Here is a 15,643-nt window from a genome sequence, read left to right on the forward strand (position 1 = left end):
TCAAGTCACGGCTTTACGAAGACGAGTGCCGTTACAGATCCAGAATAGAAGAGATCTCTACAGCTGCTCCAGATAGATTTTCAATAACCCTTGATACGAAAATGGATCAGTTCAAGAAAGAACTTCTGCAATTTTTAGGGGAGGTCATAGATTTCTTTGAAACAATGACAAGTCCTAGATCAATTGCTGATCAATATATTTCCAAGTCATCGCTACATTTGAGCGAAGAGATATTTCATCTATTATTGCAATCTAATGATATCTTAGCAGCTAAACATTATTTGAGGGGACTACAAGTAAAATATGGGTCAGAAAATAGATGGATCATATTCGAAAAGAAATATGAAGATATTTTCGGGAAATATGGAGTGGAGTTTGAAAAGCTATAAAAGTAGGAACTTTGTCGCGCTGCCGAAGCTGCTAATGGGGGGATGACACCGCTTTACGGAAACCGTTGCTAGTTTAAGAGCCTGAGGTTCCGTTGGATCCTCTAATGAGTTAAAAAATTATAGGGAGCTGCCCCAGCGAGTAGACGAGCTACTTGCAGGACAGCTCCTTATTATTACTGCATTATTTTTGAATATGGAAAATAAGCTCTTGTCCATTCTTCACAGGCTCTTGCACCAGTGTATAGCCGTGCTTCACCACTTCTTCCGGTACGTTCTTGAAGGCGGCTGGACAGTCAGCAATCACTTGCAACACTTGTCCTTTCTCCATATCTTGCAATGTCTCTAACGTGTAGATAACGGGATATGGGCAAGGTTCTCCTCTAAGATCCAATGTGAAATCAATCGTCATGATTTTGCATCTCCTTTTTTGAATCCAACGCCGAAGCGGTAATTTTTTTGCCAGTAGCTAGCTACAGCATAACCGATTGCAAGCAATACAAGTGTGACAATTAACGCCCAAGCTGGGCCCATTACAGAAATAAGATTAATTTTCGCGCCACTCTTCACGAGCAGGTCGAATACGCCAAGATGATCCCAAGCGTACGCAAGTGCAGTAGCGCCAATAATGTTGCCGATGAATACAGGCAGGAAGATCACTTGTCCTTCCATAAGGCGGTACATCATCCCTGTCTCGCAGCCGCCTGCAAGCACGATGCCAATGCCGAACAGGATGCCGCCGACGAATGTGCTTGGTGCTGCCATTTTCGTAATCGGATCGACGCCATTCACGAGAATAACGATGAGCGTTAGGACAGAGCTGATTGCCATCCCGCCGATAATCGCCTTGGTCATTGTTGCGCGTCCGCTAATCCACAGATCGCGGAAAGCGGAGGTGAAGCAGATCTGTCCTCTTTCGATCAAGATGCCGAAGGCAGCTCCGAAGATGGCGGCTACGCCGAGCATCGTCTTGCCTGCTAGGAAGAAGTACACGATAAGTCCTGTATAAGCCAGTGCAACAAGCCCGCCGATATAAGGCTGAACTTTTCTTGTTTGTTGAATCGTAGGCGCGGCATTCCCTTTTTGCAGGATCGGCTTGCCTTTCCACCACTTGGTGCTAACAATTTTCACCCCTACATAGGTACCGATAGCCGTTGCCACCATGAAGATCCAAGCATGGAACGAGAATTGCGGCACTCCTGTGAAGAAGGCAGCCAAGTTGCAGCCAAGCGCGAGCCGTGCGCCCGCACCTGCGATAATGCCGCCGATCAGGCCCTGTACTAAGCGGCGCTTCTGCTTCGGCATGCGGATCTTGAAGTTGTTGCTGAACAGAATCATGATGAGCGCGCCGATGAACATGCCCCAGACGATCCAGCCGTCCGTGCGCTCGAATGTCGAACCCTTCATTTGTATCAATTTGAAGTAAGCCCAATCGGAAATATCGACCCCGAACAGCTCCAGGATATGTCCTCCAAAACGCGTAAACTCGCCGGTGACGGCCCATACCGTGTTGGTAATGCCGAAGTACAGCGCGCTGAGTACGCCTGCGATGCCGATGGCAACGTAAGGGCTCCAGTAGTTGGTGAACAGCTTGCGTAACGAATCTTTCATCTTTTCCCTTACCCCTTCAATCCAATCTTAGTAAGAGGGAGTTCAAAAATCCAATTTTGATCACGAAGTTATAAAGATAGTAACTCGACATCGAATCTTATATTCACTCTTGAAAAGCGTATGCTTTCGATGTATGTTTCCTGACGGAAACATTGTAGCTACTCATGTAGTCCTGCCTACACTCCGTTGCTCTTTACAAGTTTTGCGAAGTAAAACTCGCTTCGGAAGCATATGCTTCGAGTTCTTATAACCTTCTCGGTGTTGAAAACCGAATTTTTGAACACGATCGAACTATGATTTGTTTGTGTGCGGCAATTCACATCCGATCACGAGATGAGATGCAAATAAAACCATTCTCCATTTTACTACAAACTGCTTACTAGCGGGGGGAATTCGGGATGATACTTTTTTACCTCATATGGAAATTGAAGAAATTGATTATGACGTGTCACAAAATGAGCACCTTATCTGTCTTAGCTTATGTAACCAAATCCAAGATGAGGTGAATGGAATGAAATTGCGTTTTAATTATCGAAAAGAGAACACTCCGGCATTTCAGGCGATGTTGGCGATGGACAAATATGCAAGCAGTAGTATGGAAGATAAGGTCCTTCATGAGCTTATTAAAATTCGGGCCTCCCAAATCAACGGGTGCTCTTATTGTATTGACAAACATACGAGTGATTTATTGAAAATGGGAGATCATGATCGACGTATTAGGCTGATGAGTGTCTGGCGTGAGACATCGTTGTTCACGGATAAGGAGAAGGCCGTTCTTGAATTGACAGAATACGTGACGACCGTTGCGAATGCAGGCGTGCCCGATTCGGTATACGAGAGAGTGCGGGAGCATTTTAGCGAGAAAGAATATGTTGATCTGGTCATGGCAATTGCAACAATTAACAGTTGGAATCGAATTGCGATTTCAATGGGAATGCATCCGGACTGTTTCGATCAATGAAGGAGGGGGGCGAATGCCCTCTTCTTTTCTTTGTTAGTAAATGGATTCACACATGCTGAGAATGATAAAATGGGTGAAAAAGGAGGGGACGGGAACGGTGATGCTTCATTCGGAAAGCGGGCATGTCGACAATACAATTGATGAACTATACCGCGACTATCGAAAATTAGCCTTTTCGATTGCATATCGGATGCTTGGCGTCGTATATGATGCGGAAGATGCCGTGCAGGATTTATTCGCGGATATGGTAGGCAGGGACTTGAGTGAGGTTCGGCATATGAAAGCTTATATAGCCAAGTGGATGACGAATCGCTGCATCAATGTACTTCAATCCCCCCGTCGAACAAGGGAAAACTATATAGGCGAGTGGCTGCCAGAACCTCTTATTGAGTCAGCGGATCAGCCTGATCAAGCGGCTGAGCGGGCAGATTCGTTGTCGTATGCCTATCTAGTTATGCTTGAGCGGTTAACGCCTACCGAACGGGCTGTATTTTTGTTAAGGGAAGTGTTCGAATACGAGTACGAAGAAATTTCGGACATCGTTGGCAAGTCTGCTCCGAATTGCCGTAAAATAATGAGCCGTGCTAAGGAACATGCTCGTAAGCCATATCCTTCCGTGGAAGATGCGGATGCAAGAAACGCGCTTGTCACGAAGTTCGTTTCGGCCTTTCAGCACTATGATGTAGAGGCGCTGCTGGCCTTGCTATCCGAGGATACCGAGCTTATTATGGATGGTGGATCTCATCCACGTTCTGCTAAGCGTCCTATTGTGGGTAGAAGCCGAGTAGTGACGCTGCTCACCTCTCCGAAGGCGTTCAGGGCAATGCGTTTCAGCTGGCAAGTATCTTTCACTAGCGTGAACGGTGAAATGAACATGGTGTATTGTGATCAAGGAGTTGTGAAGGCGGTATGCTGCTGTGAGTTAACGGCTGAGCAAGATCGCATAAGCAATGTTTATATTATTTTGAACCCGGATAAGTTGGATCATATATCGTTGTAGATAGGAGCAGGAGGAATGACGGTGACACTGGACGAAGTCATGGCTAAGCTGGAAGCGATGGGCACAGAACAAACAAAGAAAACGTTCCTCCGACATGGGGCGCAGGAGCCGCTGTTCGGCGTAAAGATCGGCGATCTGAAGAGGCTGGTCAAGGAAGTTAAGAAGGATCAGCAGCTTGCGCGTGCGCTTTTCGATACAGGGAATAGCGATGCGATGTATTTGGCAGGGCTGACGGTCGATCCATCTGCAATGACCAAGGAGCTTCTGCAATCATGGGCCCAAAAGGCACACTGGCATATGATTGTAGAATGTACGGTAGCTGGTGTAGCTGCGGAAAGTCCGTATGCTCTCGAATTAGCGCGCGAGTGGATGGCATCCAGCGAAGAGATGATCGCGACATGCGGATGGAGCACCTATCTGCACTATATCTCGATTACGCCTGACATGAAGCTGGATAACGAAGAATTGAGGAGAATGCTCGCAATCGTCGAATCGACGGTTCATCAGGAACGCAATCGGGTGCGGTATGCAATGAATCAATTTGTTATAGTAGTAGGCTCGTATGTACTGGCCTTGCATGATGAGGCAATGCGGGTGGCAGAGGCCATCGGCAAAGTGAATGTCAATATGGGCGAGACAGCTTGCAAAGTACCGGAAGCGGCGGCCTATATTCGCAAAGTGGAAGCCGCAGGCAAGCTCGGCGCTAAGCGAAAGACATGTATATGTTAAGGTGAAGCACAGGATTCGGGTTCCTGTGCTTATTTTATGGTATTGACTTCGAGTAAACTCGAAGGAATACAATACAGCCATCAATGAAGAAGTTGCTAAAGGAGAGATGGCTTGTGTGGAACACCAAGATGATGGTAACTGAGTATGGGGGCTCTGAGGTATTGAGGGCTATGCAGGAACCACTGCGTACACCCGAAGCGGGCGAAGTTCGCGTGAAGGTACAGAGTGCTGGCGTTGCGCTTGCAGATATTATGCGCAGGGAAGGTCTGTATCCGATGTCGCCTGAGGTACCTTTTGTTCCTGGATATGATGCGGTTGGGATCGTTGATGCAGTTGGAGCTGGCGTGAACGACTATGCAGTAGGGGATCGCGTTGCTGTATTTTTTAACGGAACAGGTGGATATGCATCGCATGTGTATGCCCAAATGGAGGATGTTGTTCTGATCCCTGCGGCAGTAGATGCTTCAGAGGCGGCAGCTTGTATGCTGAATTATGTGACGGCATATCAGATGCTGCACCGCATCGCGAATGTATCGGAGGGGGAACGAATCCTTATCCATGGCGCGAGCGGTGGTGTAGGGACAGCGTTGCTGGACTTGGGGCGATTGGCGAAACTGGAGATGTACGGAACAGCCTCGGCAGCGAAGCATCAGGTTGTTGCAGGGTATGGCGCGATTCCGATAGATTATCATGCAGATGACTTCGTTGAGGTACTTGCTAGCATCGTTCCTGAAGGAATGGCTGCCGTGTTCGATCCGATTGGGGGCTCCAATTGGGAGCGTTCCATGCGGACGTTGAGTTCGAAAGGGCGCTTTGTCGGTTACGGCTACACATCTGTACTTGAACAGGGACATAATAACAACTGGGTGAAGGATTGGATGGGGGCGGCTGCCCGCGGAACAACGGAGAGTGGGAACCCTGTGCACATGTATAGTATTACTACGCTAAAGAAGGAACGATTGGATTGGTTCCGTGAAGATGTGCAGGCCGTCATGTCCCTGCTGGAAGCGGGTGAGATCCATCCGCTTATCTCTCATCGGATTCCGCTGCGAGAGGCAGCTCGCGCGCAGGAACTGTTGGCAGGAGCTCATTCTGTCGGGAAAATCATTCTTGTGGAAATTGCGTAATTGAGTCAATGGGAAGGAGCTGATAAAGGGATGTACTCCATTGGGGAAGCAGCACGAATAACCGGGGTATCTGCCTATACACTTCGATACTATGAACAGATTGGCCTCCTCCCTAGTCCGCAGCGTCAGGGTGGGAAGCCGGAAGGCGTGAGGCAGTATACCGATCAGGATTTGAGGTTCATTCAATTCATCTATGGACTGAAGCAAACGGGCATGAAGCTGGAGGATATTGCAGCATTTACAGAGGATGGATGTCTATTGTCTGGCGAGCGTCTGCCGCATGATATAGAGGATACACTGTACAAACGAATGGATATGCTTGATCGTCATCTTGCGCGACTTAACACGCAGATTGAACAGCTGGAATCTGTCAGAACGATAGCTGAGGAGAAAAGAAAGATGTACGCCGCTATGCTACTGACTCAGGAGAAGAAGGCAATGGATTCATAGGGGCTAGCCGATGTGGGTTTGCCCTGATTGATCAACAAGTTCTATTTATTTCACTGATATACCTTTGCTATAAGAGATATTGGAACAATTAAGTATCAATTAGGATGAGAGTAAGAAACAAATAAAATGGCTGCTATCCCGCCAACTCCAATAGCACCTGCCACATTTCGCAATACCTCCTATACAAAGAGATGATAATCATGTGCATTCTATGAATGGGATAAATGCCCTTTAAAATGAGTTAATACCATATTTACGACTAGGTACAATACGTACTCTGGATTGCTTCGTCCTCACACGCAAACAGGACTAATCCGAGTGGGGTTAGTCCTGTTCCTAACTATTGTTTATGCCTCAAGCAGTTTCTGCTTCAAGGCTATGATTTGCCTTTCGGTCAATCCAATTGCCGCTAAATAACGCTCTGATCCTCCATATGCTGCATGCAAATGTTGAAGCATCATTTCCATGTTGCTAGGATTGCATCCTAGCAACCGTTCATATAAGTCAGCAGGCATTCCTTCCGGTCGGCCAGCGCGCAGCTCATCCATAATAGGGAGGAGACATTCAGCTGTCATCGCATAATCTTCAATAATGGTTGTATGCGGTACATCTGCCAGATCCAGAAGCAAGGCAGCAACCATACCTGTTCGATCTTTCCCAGCTGTACAGTGGAAGAGAACGGCTTCGTCAGAAGGACTAGCAAGAATTTCGAATATACGCAGGAATGCATCTTGGCTATTGTCCAGCATACTGACATACAGATCGGCTAGACTGTTAACTTGAGGTTGGTTCGTTGTCGCTGGGTTCAGGAGATCGACATTATGATAGGCAACGTTGTCGGAATCAGCAAATGCATCCTTGGCGACGCTCACCTCTTGCGCGTGACGCAAGTCGATAACCGTATGAATTCCGCGTCCCAGCAATTGCGCTTGGTCGCGCTCGGTCAGCTTGTGCTGGCCATCACCGCGATAGAAGCGCCCCCATTGGATTGCACGTCCTTCTTTTGTTGAATATCCCCCTAGGTCACGCACATTGCATGCGCCTTCCAAGCTGATGATTCGTTCATTTTGCTTTGGCTGTGGTACGAATTGATTGTTGTCTTCGATCATTGCTTCTATCCGCCTCTCATGAAGTAGGTAAGTCTATGCTATCATAGACAACAGGAAAGGGACATAAGCAGAAATGGGCAAAACAGACGCAGGGGACAGACATTTATAGCAGCAATGAGGTGTCTTTATGAATATTACATTGGGCCTGTTCGCCCATGTGGACGCAGGGAAAACGACCTTTGCCGAGCAGGTGCTGTATCATACGCGAAGCATACAGCAGCGGGGACGAGTAGATAACAAGGATGCATTTCTGGATAGCCATGAGATTGAGAAGGAACGCGGCATCACGATATTTGCGGATCAAGCCGTGATGACATACAAAGGCAACACCTACACACTTATCGATACACCCGGCCACGTCGATTTTTCCGCGGAAATGGAGCGGGCGATACAAGTCATGGATGTGGGCGTCATCATTGTAAACAGTGTGGAAGGTGTTCAAGGGCACACCGAAACGGTATGGAAGCTGCTGCAGGAGCGGGGAGTGCCAACAGTCTTCTTCTTGAACAAAATAGATCGAGTGGGTGCGAATGCAGATCAGGTCATCGCAGATATCCGCGAGAATTTGACCGCAGATATCATCGACATGACGTCTTTTGATCCGGATCAGGGTCTGAGTGAAGAGATCATTGCTTTCATGGCGGAACGGAATGATCAGTTGTTCGAGCTCTATATGGAGGAGGGTTATGAGCAGGCAGTATGGCTGAGGGAGATGCGGCATATGCTTGCCGAGCGCAGATGGTTCCCTTGCGTATGCGGTTCGGCGCTTCAGGATGTAGGCGTGCAGCAGGCTTTGGAGCTTATCCATCAATTCGTACAGACTGAATATTGCACGACGGGGGAAATGGCGGGACTGGTGTATAAAGTCCGCTATGATGATCAGGGAACTCGTACGACCCATATGAAGGTCACGAGCGGGACGTTGTCTGTTCGGGATGAAATCCGATATGGAACAGAAGCGGATACCATCTTGGAGAAGATTACATCGATTCGTATCTATAATGGGCAGAAGGCGCAGAATGTCGAGCGAGTAGAAGCAGGACAGCTATGTGCGGTTACGGGGCTTACGGCTGCTTCTGCAGGAGTGGGTGTCGGCGCCTATAAGGACACTGCTATCTATCATATTGTACCTACACTCAAGTCTAAAGTTATCTTCCCAGCCGAGTTGCACGTGAAGGAGGTGCTGGCTTGCTTCCACCGGTTGGATGCGGAAGATCCTGCTCTTCGTGTGCAGTGGGATGAGCATGTTCAGGAGATTCACATTCACGTCATGGGTGCTATTCAACTGGAAGTGTTAGCGCGGATCGTGAAGGAACGATTCGGCATTACGGTATCATTTGCGGATCCTGAAATTCTCTATAAAGAAACGATACGCTCTACCGTGAATGGATGCGGACACTTCGAACCGCTTGGGCACTATGCAGAGGCACGCTTGCGTATGGAGCCTGGAGAACGAGACAGCGGCATTCAGATGTTCAACGAGTGTCATCCCGATGAGCTTGGCGTCAATTATCAGAATTTAATTATGCAGCATTTGCTGGAACGGGATCACCATGGGCTGCTGACGGGGTCGCCGCTAACGGACGTGCGGATTACACTGCTGACAGGACGAGCACATAACCGCCATACGAGTGGCGGGGATTTCCGAGAGGCTTCTTTCCGTGCGCTGCGTCAAGGGTTGGAGCAGGCGGATAACGTACTGTTGGAACCGTATTACGACTTCAAAATAACGGTGGATACGGATGATATGGGCAAGGTAATGGCGGATGTGCAGAAGGCGCACGGTGCACTTGAACCCCCTGCATTTATCGGCAGTAAGGCGGTCATCACAGGGAAGGTTCCGGTCTCCACTTTCATGAACTACAGCACGGAGCTTGCCGCCTATACACAGGGCAGAGGGATGCTTCAGCTTCTATTCGGCGGATACGATGTGTGTCATAATGCGGATGAGGTGATTGCACGCAAGAGCTACGACAAGGACGCAGATCCGGCCTATACATCCTCTTCCATCTTCTGTGCCAAGGGACAGGCGTATCGAGTTCCATGGGATGAGGCAGATTCCCATATGCATAGTGAATAACATAGCTAATAACGGAGCTAGAATTTTTGTGCATCAGACCTACATGCACAAGGAGGATCGTCCTCATACGATCGCCAGTCTAAGCGTTTATTTCCGTACTACCATAAAGAAAGGCTGTCCAACAGAATGGGGAATCTCCCAACTTGGACAGCCTTCTTCCGTTCCTCTATTTTAGACAGAACGCGTGAAGCAATTATTCAGCGCCTTGCTGTTCGAACAGCTTCACAATTTCAACAATGACCTCTGTAGCCTTCTGCATATTATCGACGGACACATATTCATAGCGTCCATGATAGTTCTCTCCGCCTGTGAAAATGTTCGGTGTAGGCAGTCCCATATAAGACAATTGTGAACCGTCTGTACCGCCGCGGATCGGCTTGATATCAGGCTCTACGCCAACGTTCTTCATCGCTTTGTAGGCAATGTCGACTATGTGCTTCACAGGTTCGATTTTTTCACGCATATTGTAATACTGATCCTTCAGCTCAATGCTGATGCGTTCAGCTCCATACTTCTCCTGCAAGCTCTTCACGATGTTCTCCATGTTCTGCTTGCGAGCGTTAAAGTTGTCTCTATCGAAATCACGAATAATGTAGCGCATTTTCGTCATCTCTACATCGCCGCTAATGGAGGACAGATGGTAGAAGCCTTCATAGCCTTCTGTCGATTCAGGAGCTTCCTCTACAGGCAAGCGGCTATTGAATTCCATTGCGATTTTCGCTGCATTGACCATTTTGTTCTTGGCCGTACCCGGGTGGACGTTCTTGCCCTTGAAGATCAAGGTAGCTTGAGCAGCATTGAAGCTCTCATATTCCAACTCGCCAAGCGGGCCTCCGTCTACCGTGTACGCATAACGAGCATTGAAGGCTTCCACATCGAAGCGATGAGGGCCTCTGCCGATTTCCTCGTCTGGAGTGAAGGCAACGCGAACCTTCCCGTGCTTGATCTCTGGATTGCGAATCAAGTACGCCATCGCTGTCATAATTTCAGTAATGCCAGCTTTATCGTCTGCGCCGAGCAGTGTTGTGCCATCTGTTGTAACGAGCGTATGCCCGATGTAATTGTGTAGTTCAGGGAAGTCCTTTGGCGAGAGAACAACGCCTTGTGCTTCATTCAGCACGATGTCCTTGCCGTCGTAGTTCTCAACCAGTTGAGGATTTACGCCTTCGCCCGATAGTTCGGTAGCCGTGTCCACATGGGAGAGGAAGCCGATTGTAGGAATGTCCTTGTCTGTATTGGCAGGAAGCGTAGCCATGACGTAGCCGTTCTCGTCCATTGTCACTTCTTCCATGCCGAGCGCCTTCAGCTCATCCACGAGCAGGCGAGCCAAGTCGAGCTGTCCAGGTGTGGAAGGGCAAGTTTCGCTGTCGTCATTGGATTGGGTATTCACTTTAACATAGGATGTAAAGCGTTCAATTAGTTCTTGTTTCACGACATTTCACCTCTGAATAGTAGCGTATCAATCTCCTTTCATCTTACCACGAATAGCAGGACTTTACCCTATTTGTGGCAGCGTCCCCTTGGAACATGTATAAGAGGGAGGGGGTGCCATTCCAACTTCTCTTGAACCCTCCCTATTTTTGAATGGGGATGTGAATCCATATCGTCGACTGTGGATGGTGTGGTCCATAGAAGTCACGTCCATATACCTCGAAGTCTGCCCGATCATCGAGGCGAAGCGGTGTGTTGTTCAGCCATGTTCCCCAGATGTAATCGTAGGTGCTCCGGAGCTGCTGGGTAGTACCCTGATGCTTGAAGACAGCATAGGTACCGGCAGATATGGTGTACAACCGCATGCCGTGCGGAATGTCACCAATACGCTCCACGGCGAATCCAGCCATATGCCCAAAAGTCGAATGCTCCGTGATGTCTCGGAACCTGACATCTTGTTGGGGTGGACATATTCCGTAGCTTGTGAGTTCCGACGTCAGAGCGCGAATTTCATGACGACGTTGAAGTAGTTCCTTCCACAGTTCCGGTATCGTATTGTGATCGGGAGAGACAGCCCCACTAACTCCTACGACATGAATATCACTCACGATTTCTGTGATGCTTGGGACAAGGCTAATGGAGTCAAGCCGATGCTGCAGGCGATCGCCCAGCAGTGTATCCTTCTCGAGGAAGATGGGACGTCTGCTGCGCTTACGGAAACTGCCTGGCGTTATGCCGAAGACCTGCTTGAATGAGCGGGAGAAGGCCTCTTGGGACTCAAATTGAAACTCTAAGGCAATGTCCAATATGGATCGCTCACTCGACAGTAAGACTACAGCAGCTTCGGTTAGTCTACGCTTACGAATGTAGTCACCGAGTTTCTCCCCTGTCATTGCAGCAAAAATACGATGAAAATGATAGTATGACAAATGGACAGAGGCGGCTACACGCTCTGCATCCAGCCGCTCTGTCAGATGCGATTCGATGAATCGAATCGCTTGTTCAATCTGTTCCTTATAGGTTTGCATAACCGGATCACCACTTATTTCATTTGCCAAAAATCAGGTGCATAATCATGATGACGTATCGATATCTGCACATGATCTACTGGTATTTTCCCGCCTACGGGCACAGTATACCATGGATTATCAATTGGAGAACCAAAGCATATATTGATCGTTCGATCATCCAAGTCGAACAGCATGGAACGCAATGTGCCGAACCACTGGTTGTAATTATGAACAGCCAAGCCTTGCGGGTATTCAGTTGAAACTAATGATTGCAGATCCTCCATCTTTACAGAATCAGGCCGCTCCAGGAACTGCTGCAAGATGTGCTGGCGGACAACCGAATGATTCAATTTGCCGGGCTCCAATTGCTCAATATCCGCGAACAGCGGATGGTTCGTGGCTGCGATATAAGGAGTTTGGTTTGTATCGCCTACCTCGCGAATTGCTTTGTGTCCGTCGAAGGTTTCGACCAATGCTGCATGGCCATGCGGGTCGCAGATGATGAGATTCATGTTGGATGCAATCGGCATCTCCTTCACGAGATGCAGGGCTTCGCTGACGTTGCGGCACTGTTCTAGTAAAGCTCGCACGACTGCCCAGAATTGCAAGCCGCTAGCTCTAGGAGGTCTCATACCGGGTGCATTGCCGACAGGCATACCGCAAGCAGAGAAGGTGACGCATAGTCCATGCTCATTCATGCCTTCCGTTCTGCCGAACAGAAATACGGAAAAGCCAGTATGCCTATACGCCTTCTCAATGGATGTAGAGCATAGCCTCATATCATCCACATTGGGGGAGAGATCGTAATTGCGGAGCATGTACGTGTGCCCATTCTCGGTTTTAGCTGGAAGGATAGCACAATGGCTGCATCCTGAATGAAGCGCAGAGCTGGCATAATAAGAAATCAACGACGGCGGCACTTCTAATGCCGCACAGAATCCGTCAATCTCCTCCGTTATTCCTGGACAATATTGTTCAAGCAGTGCGGCTGCTTCTTTCCATTGATCCTCAGGTAACGGCTCGTTCAATAATATGCCTTGCAGAAAGTGAGGATGCTTCTTCGCAAACTCTCCTTGCTGGTACCCCGCCTCATAATGTGTTCCCTCGATATAAGAAAAATAGCCTTGGATTTGCTGCATACATAAATCCCCCTTCATGACATTGTTAGCTCTTGTTCTAGTGTAGCGGGATAAGCTTCCTACGTTATGATATTTCCTGCTGTCTTCTCAAGGCTGTGCAGCAATACGGCATATTCAGATGTCTCTTGTCTCTGGTTGAAGGTCAATCCTTATCAAATTCTTAACTCCTTAACATTCACTTAACGGCAGGAACAATTCCCCTAACTGGGCGTCCTATTATATATCGCTTATTATCGCTTATCACGTAAGCTGCAGAGTTGGAACGGCGTAAGGGGTTCGTCCTCATCCCGCTGCCAGAAGAGGAGTAAGTAGTTGGAAGTCGAATTAATATGTACCAAGGGGAGACGCTCCTTCAAGCAGAAGCGTTTTATTAGCATACATGGAAAGGGAGATAGTCACATGGGCAAGGAAACGATTCTTGTCGTTGATGATGAGAAGGAAATCATTGAACTGCTGCAAATTTATTTGAAGAATGAAGGGTACGAGCTACTTCAGGCATCCAATGGAATCGAGGCTTTGGATCTACTGGAGAAGCATGAGGTGCAGCTGATTATTCTGGATGTGATGATGCCTCATATGGATGGCATTCAGGCATGCATGAAGATTCGGGAGGAACGCAATACACCTATTATTATGCTGTCCGCGAAGGATCAGGATATAGATAAAATTACAGGGCTCAGCATTGGCGCCGATGATTATGAGACGAAGCCGTTCAATCCGCTCGTGCTAATGGCGCGAATCAAATCTCTGTTGCGGAGAACGAAACAGCTCCGGCAAGAGGAAAATCCGCATACTGAACATGAAATCTTCATTGACGATATGGTGATCAATACAGCGACCTACACGGTTATGGTAGATGATATTCAGGTAAAGCTAACGCCGCGGGAGTTCGCCATATTGAAGCTGCTTGCGGCCAATCGTGGGATCGTGCTAAGCATGGAGAAGATATACGAGGAAGTGTGGAACGAGCCCTTCATGGAATCTAAAAACACGGTAATGGTACATATTCGTAAGATAAGGGAAAAAATCGAGAAGGATCGCCAAAACCCGCAATATATCAAGACGGTCTGGGGCATCGGCTATAAATTGGGGTAGGAGCGGATATGGAGAAGCGAAACATGACGACGAAATGGCTGAATTCGATTCGATGGAAATTCCTAATTACATTTATTGCGAGTATCGGTGCCACGGGTATTTTTTTGCTGCTCGGACAGCTGCTGGCCTCTTACTTGCTGCAGCACAGTCCGTATAATATAGCGCTGAAATGGGTGATCAACAATATCGGCTCCCAGCCCGTGTTTGTCATGTCGGGATGCCTATTATTTATATTTAGCTACTATCAGCTGAGTCGCCCTATAGTAAGTCAATTCACGAATATCTCCAATGGGCTACAGGAGATGGCGAACGGGAACTTCGCTGTGAACATCCAAATAGATTCGTCGGACGAACTAGGCGATATTGCACAAAGGATCAATGGCGTAGCAACTGAATTGGATAGCTACCTGCAAGAGATTACTCATGGACTGGGTGAAATCGCTACGGGTGAGCTTCAACATGAAATACCGGTAAGATCAGCTCAAATGCTGGGCAATGTGGCGGAGAGCATTAACCAAATGAGTCGACAGTTAAGCCAATCGATTGAGGAAGAGCGGAAGGCGGAGAAAACAAAGAGCGATCTCATTACGGGGGTATCGCATGATTTGCGCACACCGCTAACATCGATACTCGGCTTCCTCGAGCTTATAGAGAAGGATCGTTATCATGACGAGGTGGAGATTCGTTATTATGTCAACATTGCCTATGAAAAAGCGCTCGACTTGAAAAAACTAATCGATGATTTGTTCGAGTATACACGCATCAATAACGGACTTCCGCTTCAAGTACAGGAACTGCACATTACGAGCTTCATCCGTCAATTAGTGGAGGAATTCGTACCTAGTCTGGAAAAGGCAGGCTTGGAGTGCAGATTGCATGTAGAGAAGGACACGCTCAATGTACTGGCAGACGGCGACAGGCTCGTTCGGGCGTATGAGAATTTATTGTCAAATGCAATTCAGTATGGCCGCAAGGGGAAATATATCGACATCGAGATACAGTCACTGGACGGACAAGCAATTATTCGTATTATCAATTATGGCGAGCCGATACCAGAGCGGGATCTGCCATTCATCTTCGACCGATTCTATCGCGTGGAACAGTCCCGTTCCAAGGAGACAGGCGGAACGGGGCTCGGGCTGGCCATTACGAAAAGTATTATCGAAGTTCATGGAGGACAAATCGCGGTATACAGCAATCCGTATCAAACGACATTCGAGACGATACTGCCAGCAGTATCGAAGAATTCATCGAGCAATGGAGTAATCGTTACAGCACCAACGATGTCCCGTTCAAGTGCTTCCGCAAGGTGATAGCGGAGGCGTTCAACAAGGCGTTGAGGCATGAGCTCACTGCTTGAGCTCAGCGGTATGGCAAGGCTCATTGAAAACTCAATGGGCCTTTTTGAGATGTCGCTCATGCGCAAGGGGCATACCCCAAGGCTTGCGAATAGCCGCATAATCAGCAGGCATAGACTAAAGATTGTCCTGTCGGTTACAATATGGGAAATTCATG

The 15,643-nt window shown here is 48.1% G+C and carries 14 protein-coding genes; 8 read left to right on the forward strand and 6 right to left on the reverse strand.

The features are described 5' to 3' along the window. Window positions 1–570 precede the first annotated feature (570 nt). Together yedF and yedE are read right to left on the reverse strand one after the other, a co-directional pair. Window positions 571–798 carry a sulfurtransferase-like selenium metabolism protein YedF gene (yedF, locus tag BP95_RS0122675; protein WP_021257372.1) on the reverse strand — a complete coding sequence of 76 codons (228 nt, stop codon included), beginning with the start codon at window positions 796–798 and terminating at the stop codon, window positions 571–573. After that, window positions 795–1,997 (reverse strand): selenium metabolism membrane protein YedE/FdhT, encoded by a 1,203-nt coding sequence (gene yedE / locus BP95_RS0122680; RefSeq protein ID WP_028533317.1) that lies wholly within the window; start codon window positions 1,995–1,997, stop codon window positions 795–797. Before yedE ends, yedF begins: the two co-directional genes overlap by 4 nt. Window positions 1,998–2,508: 511 nt before the next feature. On the opposite strand from yedE, the gene BP95_RS0122685 reads away from it, so the two are divergent. The 5 genes from BP95_RS0122685 to BP95_RS0122705 all read left to right on the forward strand — a co-directional run bounded on the left by BP95_RS0122685 (window position 2,509) and on the right by BP95_RS0122705 (window position 6,264). Further along, complete coding sequence (locus tag BP95_RS0122685) at window positions 2,509–2,958, forward strand: carboxymuconolactone decarboxylase family protein (protein ID WP_028533318.1); 450 nt, start codon at window positions 2,509–2,511, stop codon at window positions 2,956–2,958. Between the two features lie 100 nt (window positions 2,959–3,058). Continuing rightward, the gene (sigJ, locus tag BP95_RS0122690) at window positions 3,059–3,958 is read left to right on the forward strand and encodes an RNA polymerase sigma factor SigJ (protein ID WP_028533319.1); all 900 of its coding nucleotides are present in this window, start codon (window positions 3,059–3,061) and stop codon (window positions 3,956–3,958) included. A 21-nt stretch (window positions 3,959–3,979) separates the two neighbouring features. Next, complete coding sequence (locus BP95_RS0122695; protein WP_028533320.1) at window positions 3,980–4,687, forward strand: DNA alkylation repair protein; 708 nt, start codon at window positions 3,980–3,982, stop codon at window positions 4,685–4,687. A gap of 113 nt (window positions 4,688–4,800) precedes the next feature. Then, on the forward strand, window positions 4,801–5,814 hold the full coding sequence (locus tag BP95_RS0122700) for a medium chain dehydrogenase/reductase family protein (protein ID WP_021257367.1): 1,014 nt from the start codon (window positions 4,801–4,803) through the stop codon (window positions 5,812–5,814). Next, window positions 5,815–6,264 (forward strand): MerR family transcriptional regulator, encoded by a 450-nt coding sequence (locus BP95_RS0122705; protein WP_231515176.1) that lies wholly within the window; start codon window positions 5,815–5,817, stop codon window positions 6,262–6,264. A 347-nt stretch (window positions 6,265–6,611) separates the two neighbouring features. Here BP95_RS0122705 and BP95_RS0122710 read toward each other — a convergent pair whose 3' ends face one another. Next, entirely contained in the window at window positions 6,612–7,373 is a 762-nt protein-coding gene (locus tag BP95_RS0122710; RefSeq protein WP_028533322.1) for a tyrosine-protein phosphatase, read from the reverse strand. A gap of 127 nt (window positions 7,374–7,500) precedes the next feature. Here BP95_RS0122710 and BP95_RS0122715 point away from each other — a divergent pair, with 127 nt between their 5' ends. Further along, window positions 7,501–9,453 (forward strand): GTP-binding protein, encoded by a 1,953-nt coding sequence (locus tag BP95_RS0122715; protein WP_021257364.1) that lies wholly within the window; start codon window positions 7,501–7,503, stop codon window positions 9,451–9,453. A gap of 193 nt (window positions 9,454–9,646) precedes the next feature. On the opposite strand, the gene pepT is transcribed toward BP95_RS0122715, so the two are convergent. The 3 genes from pepT to BP95_RS0122730 form a co-directional block, all read right to left on the reverse strand. Beyond that, the gene (gene pepT / locus BP95_RS0122720; protein WP_021257363.1) at window positions 9,647–10,885 is read right to left on the reverse strand and encodes a peptidase T; all 1,239 of its coding nucleotides are present in this window, start codon (window positions 10,883–10,885) and stop codon (window positions 9,647–9,649) included. Window positions 10,886–11,027: 142 nt separating this feature from the next. After that, window positions 11,028–11,912 carry an AraC family transcriptional regulator gene (locus tag BP95_RS0122725; protein ID WP_021257362.1) on the reverse strand — a complete coding sequence of 295 codons (885 nt, stop codon included), beginning with the start codon at window positions 11,910–11,912 and terminating at the stop codon, window positions 11,028–11,030. Between the two features lie 14 nt (window positions 11,913–11,926). Further along, window positions 11,927–13,033 (reverse strand): C45 family autoproteolytic acyltransferase/hydrolase, encoded by a 1,107-nt coding sequence (locus tag BP95_RS0122730; RefSeq protein WP_028533323.1) that lies wholly within the window; start codon window positions 13,031–13,033, stop codon window positions 11,927–11,929. Window positions 13,034–13,432: 399 nt separating this feature from the next. On the opposite strand from BP95_RS0122730, the gene BP95_RS0122735 reads away from it, so the two are divergent. Then, window positions 13,433–14,128: a response regulator transcription factor gene (locus tag BP95_RS0122735; protein ID WP_021257360.1), complete on the forward strand. Its 696-nt coding sequence runs from the start codon at window positions 13,433–13,435 to the stop codon at window positions 14,126–14,128. Window positions 14,129–14,151: 23 nt separating this feature from the next. Beyond that, window positions 14,152–15,441: a sensor histidine kinase gene (locus BP95_RS31170; protein ID WP_021257359.1), complete on the forward strand. Its 1,290-nt coding sequence runs from the start codon at window positions 14,152–14,154 to the stop codon at window positions 15,439–15,441. The last annotated feature ends 202 nt before the right edge of the window (window positions 15,442–15,643 follow it).

This window comes from Paenibacillus sp. UNC217MF (assembly GCF_000686865.1).
GTDB classification, from domain to species: Bacteria; Bacillota; Bacilli; order Paenibacillales; family Paenibacillaceae; genus Paenibacillus_B; species Paenibacillus_B suaedae.

Excerpts from the sequence above, each read along its gene's own strand:
- yedF (WP_021257372.1), bottom strand. The coding sequence starts at position 798 with ATGACGATTGATTTCACATTGGATCTTAGAGGAGAACCTTGCCCATAT.
- yedE (WP_028533317.1), bottom strand. The coding sequence starts at position 1,997 with ATGAAAGATTCGTTACGCAAGCTGTTCACCAACTACTGGAGCCCTTAC.
- BP95_RS0122685 (WP_028533318.1), top strand. The coding sequence starts at position 2,509 with ATGAAATTGCGTTTTAATTATCGAAAAGAGAACACTCCGGCATTTCAG.
- sigJ (WP_028533319.1), top strand. The coding sequence starts at position 3,059 with ATGCTTCATTCGGAAAGCGGGCATGTCGACAATACAATTGATGAACTA.
- BP95_RS0122710 (WP_028533322.1), bottom strand. The coding sequence starts at position 7,373 with ATGATCGAAGACAACAATCAATTCGTACCACAGCCAAAGCAAAATGAA.
- BP95_RS0122715 (WP_021257364.1), top strand. The coding sequence starts at position 7,501 with ATGAATATTACATTGGGCCTGTTCGCCCATGTGGACGCAGGGAAAACG.
- BP95_RS0122725 (WP_021257362.1), bottom strand. The coding sequence starts at position 11,912 with ATGCAAACCTATAAGGAACAGATTGAACAAGCGATTCGATTCATCGAA.
- BP95_RS0122730 (WP_028533323.1), bottom strand. The coding sequence starts at position 13,033 with ATGCAGCAAATCCAAGGCTATTTTTCTTATATCGAGGGAACACATTAT.
- BP95_RS0122735 (WP_021257360.1), top strand. The coding sequence starts at position 13,433 with ATGGGCAAGGAAACGATTCTTGTCGTTGATGATGAGAAGGAAATCATT.
- BP95_RS31170 (WP_021257359.1), top strand. The coding sequence starts at position 14,152 with ATGACGACGAAATGGCTGAATTCGATTCGATGGAAATTCCTAATTACA.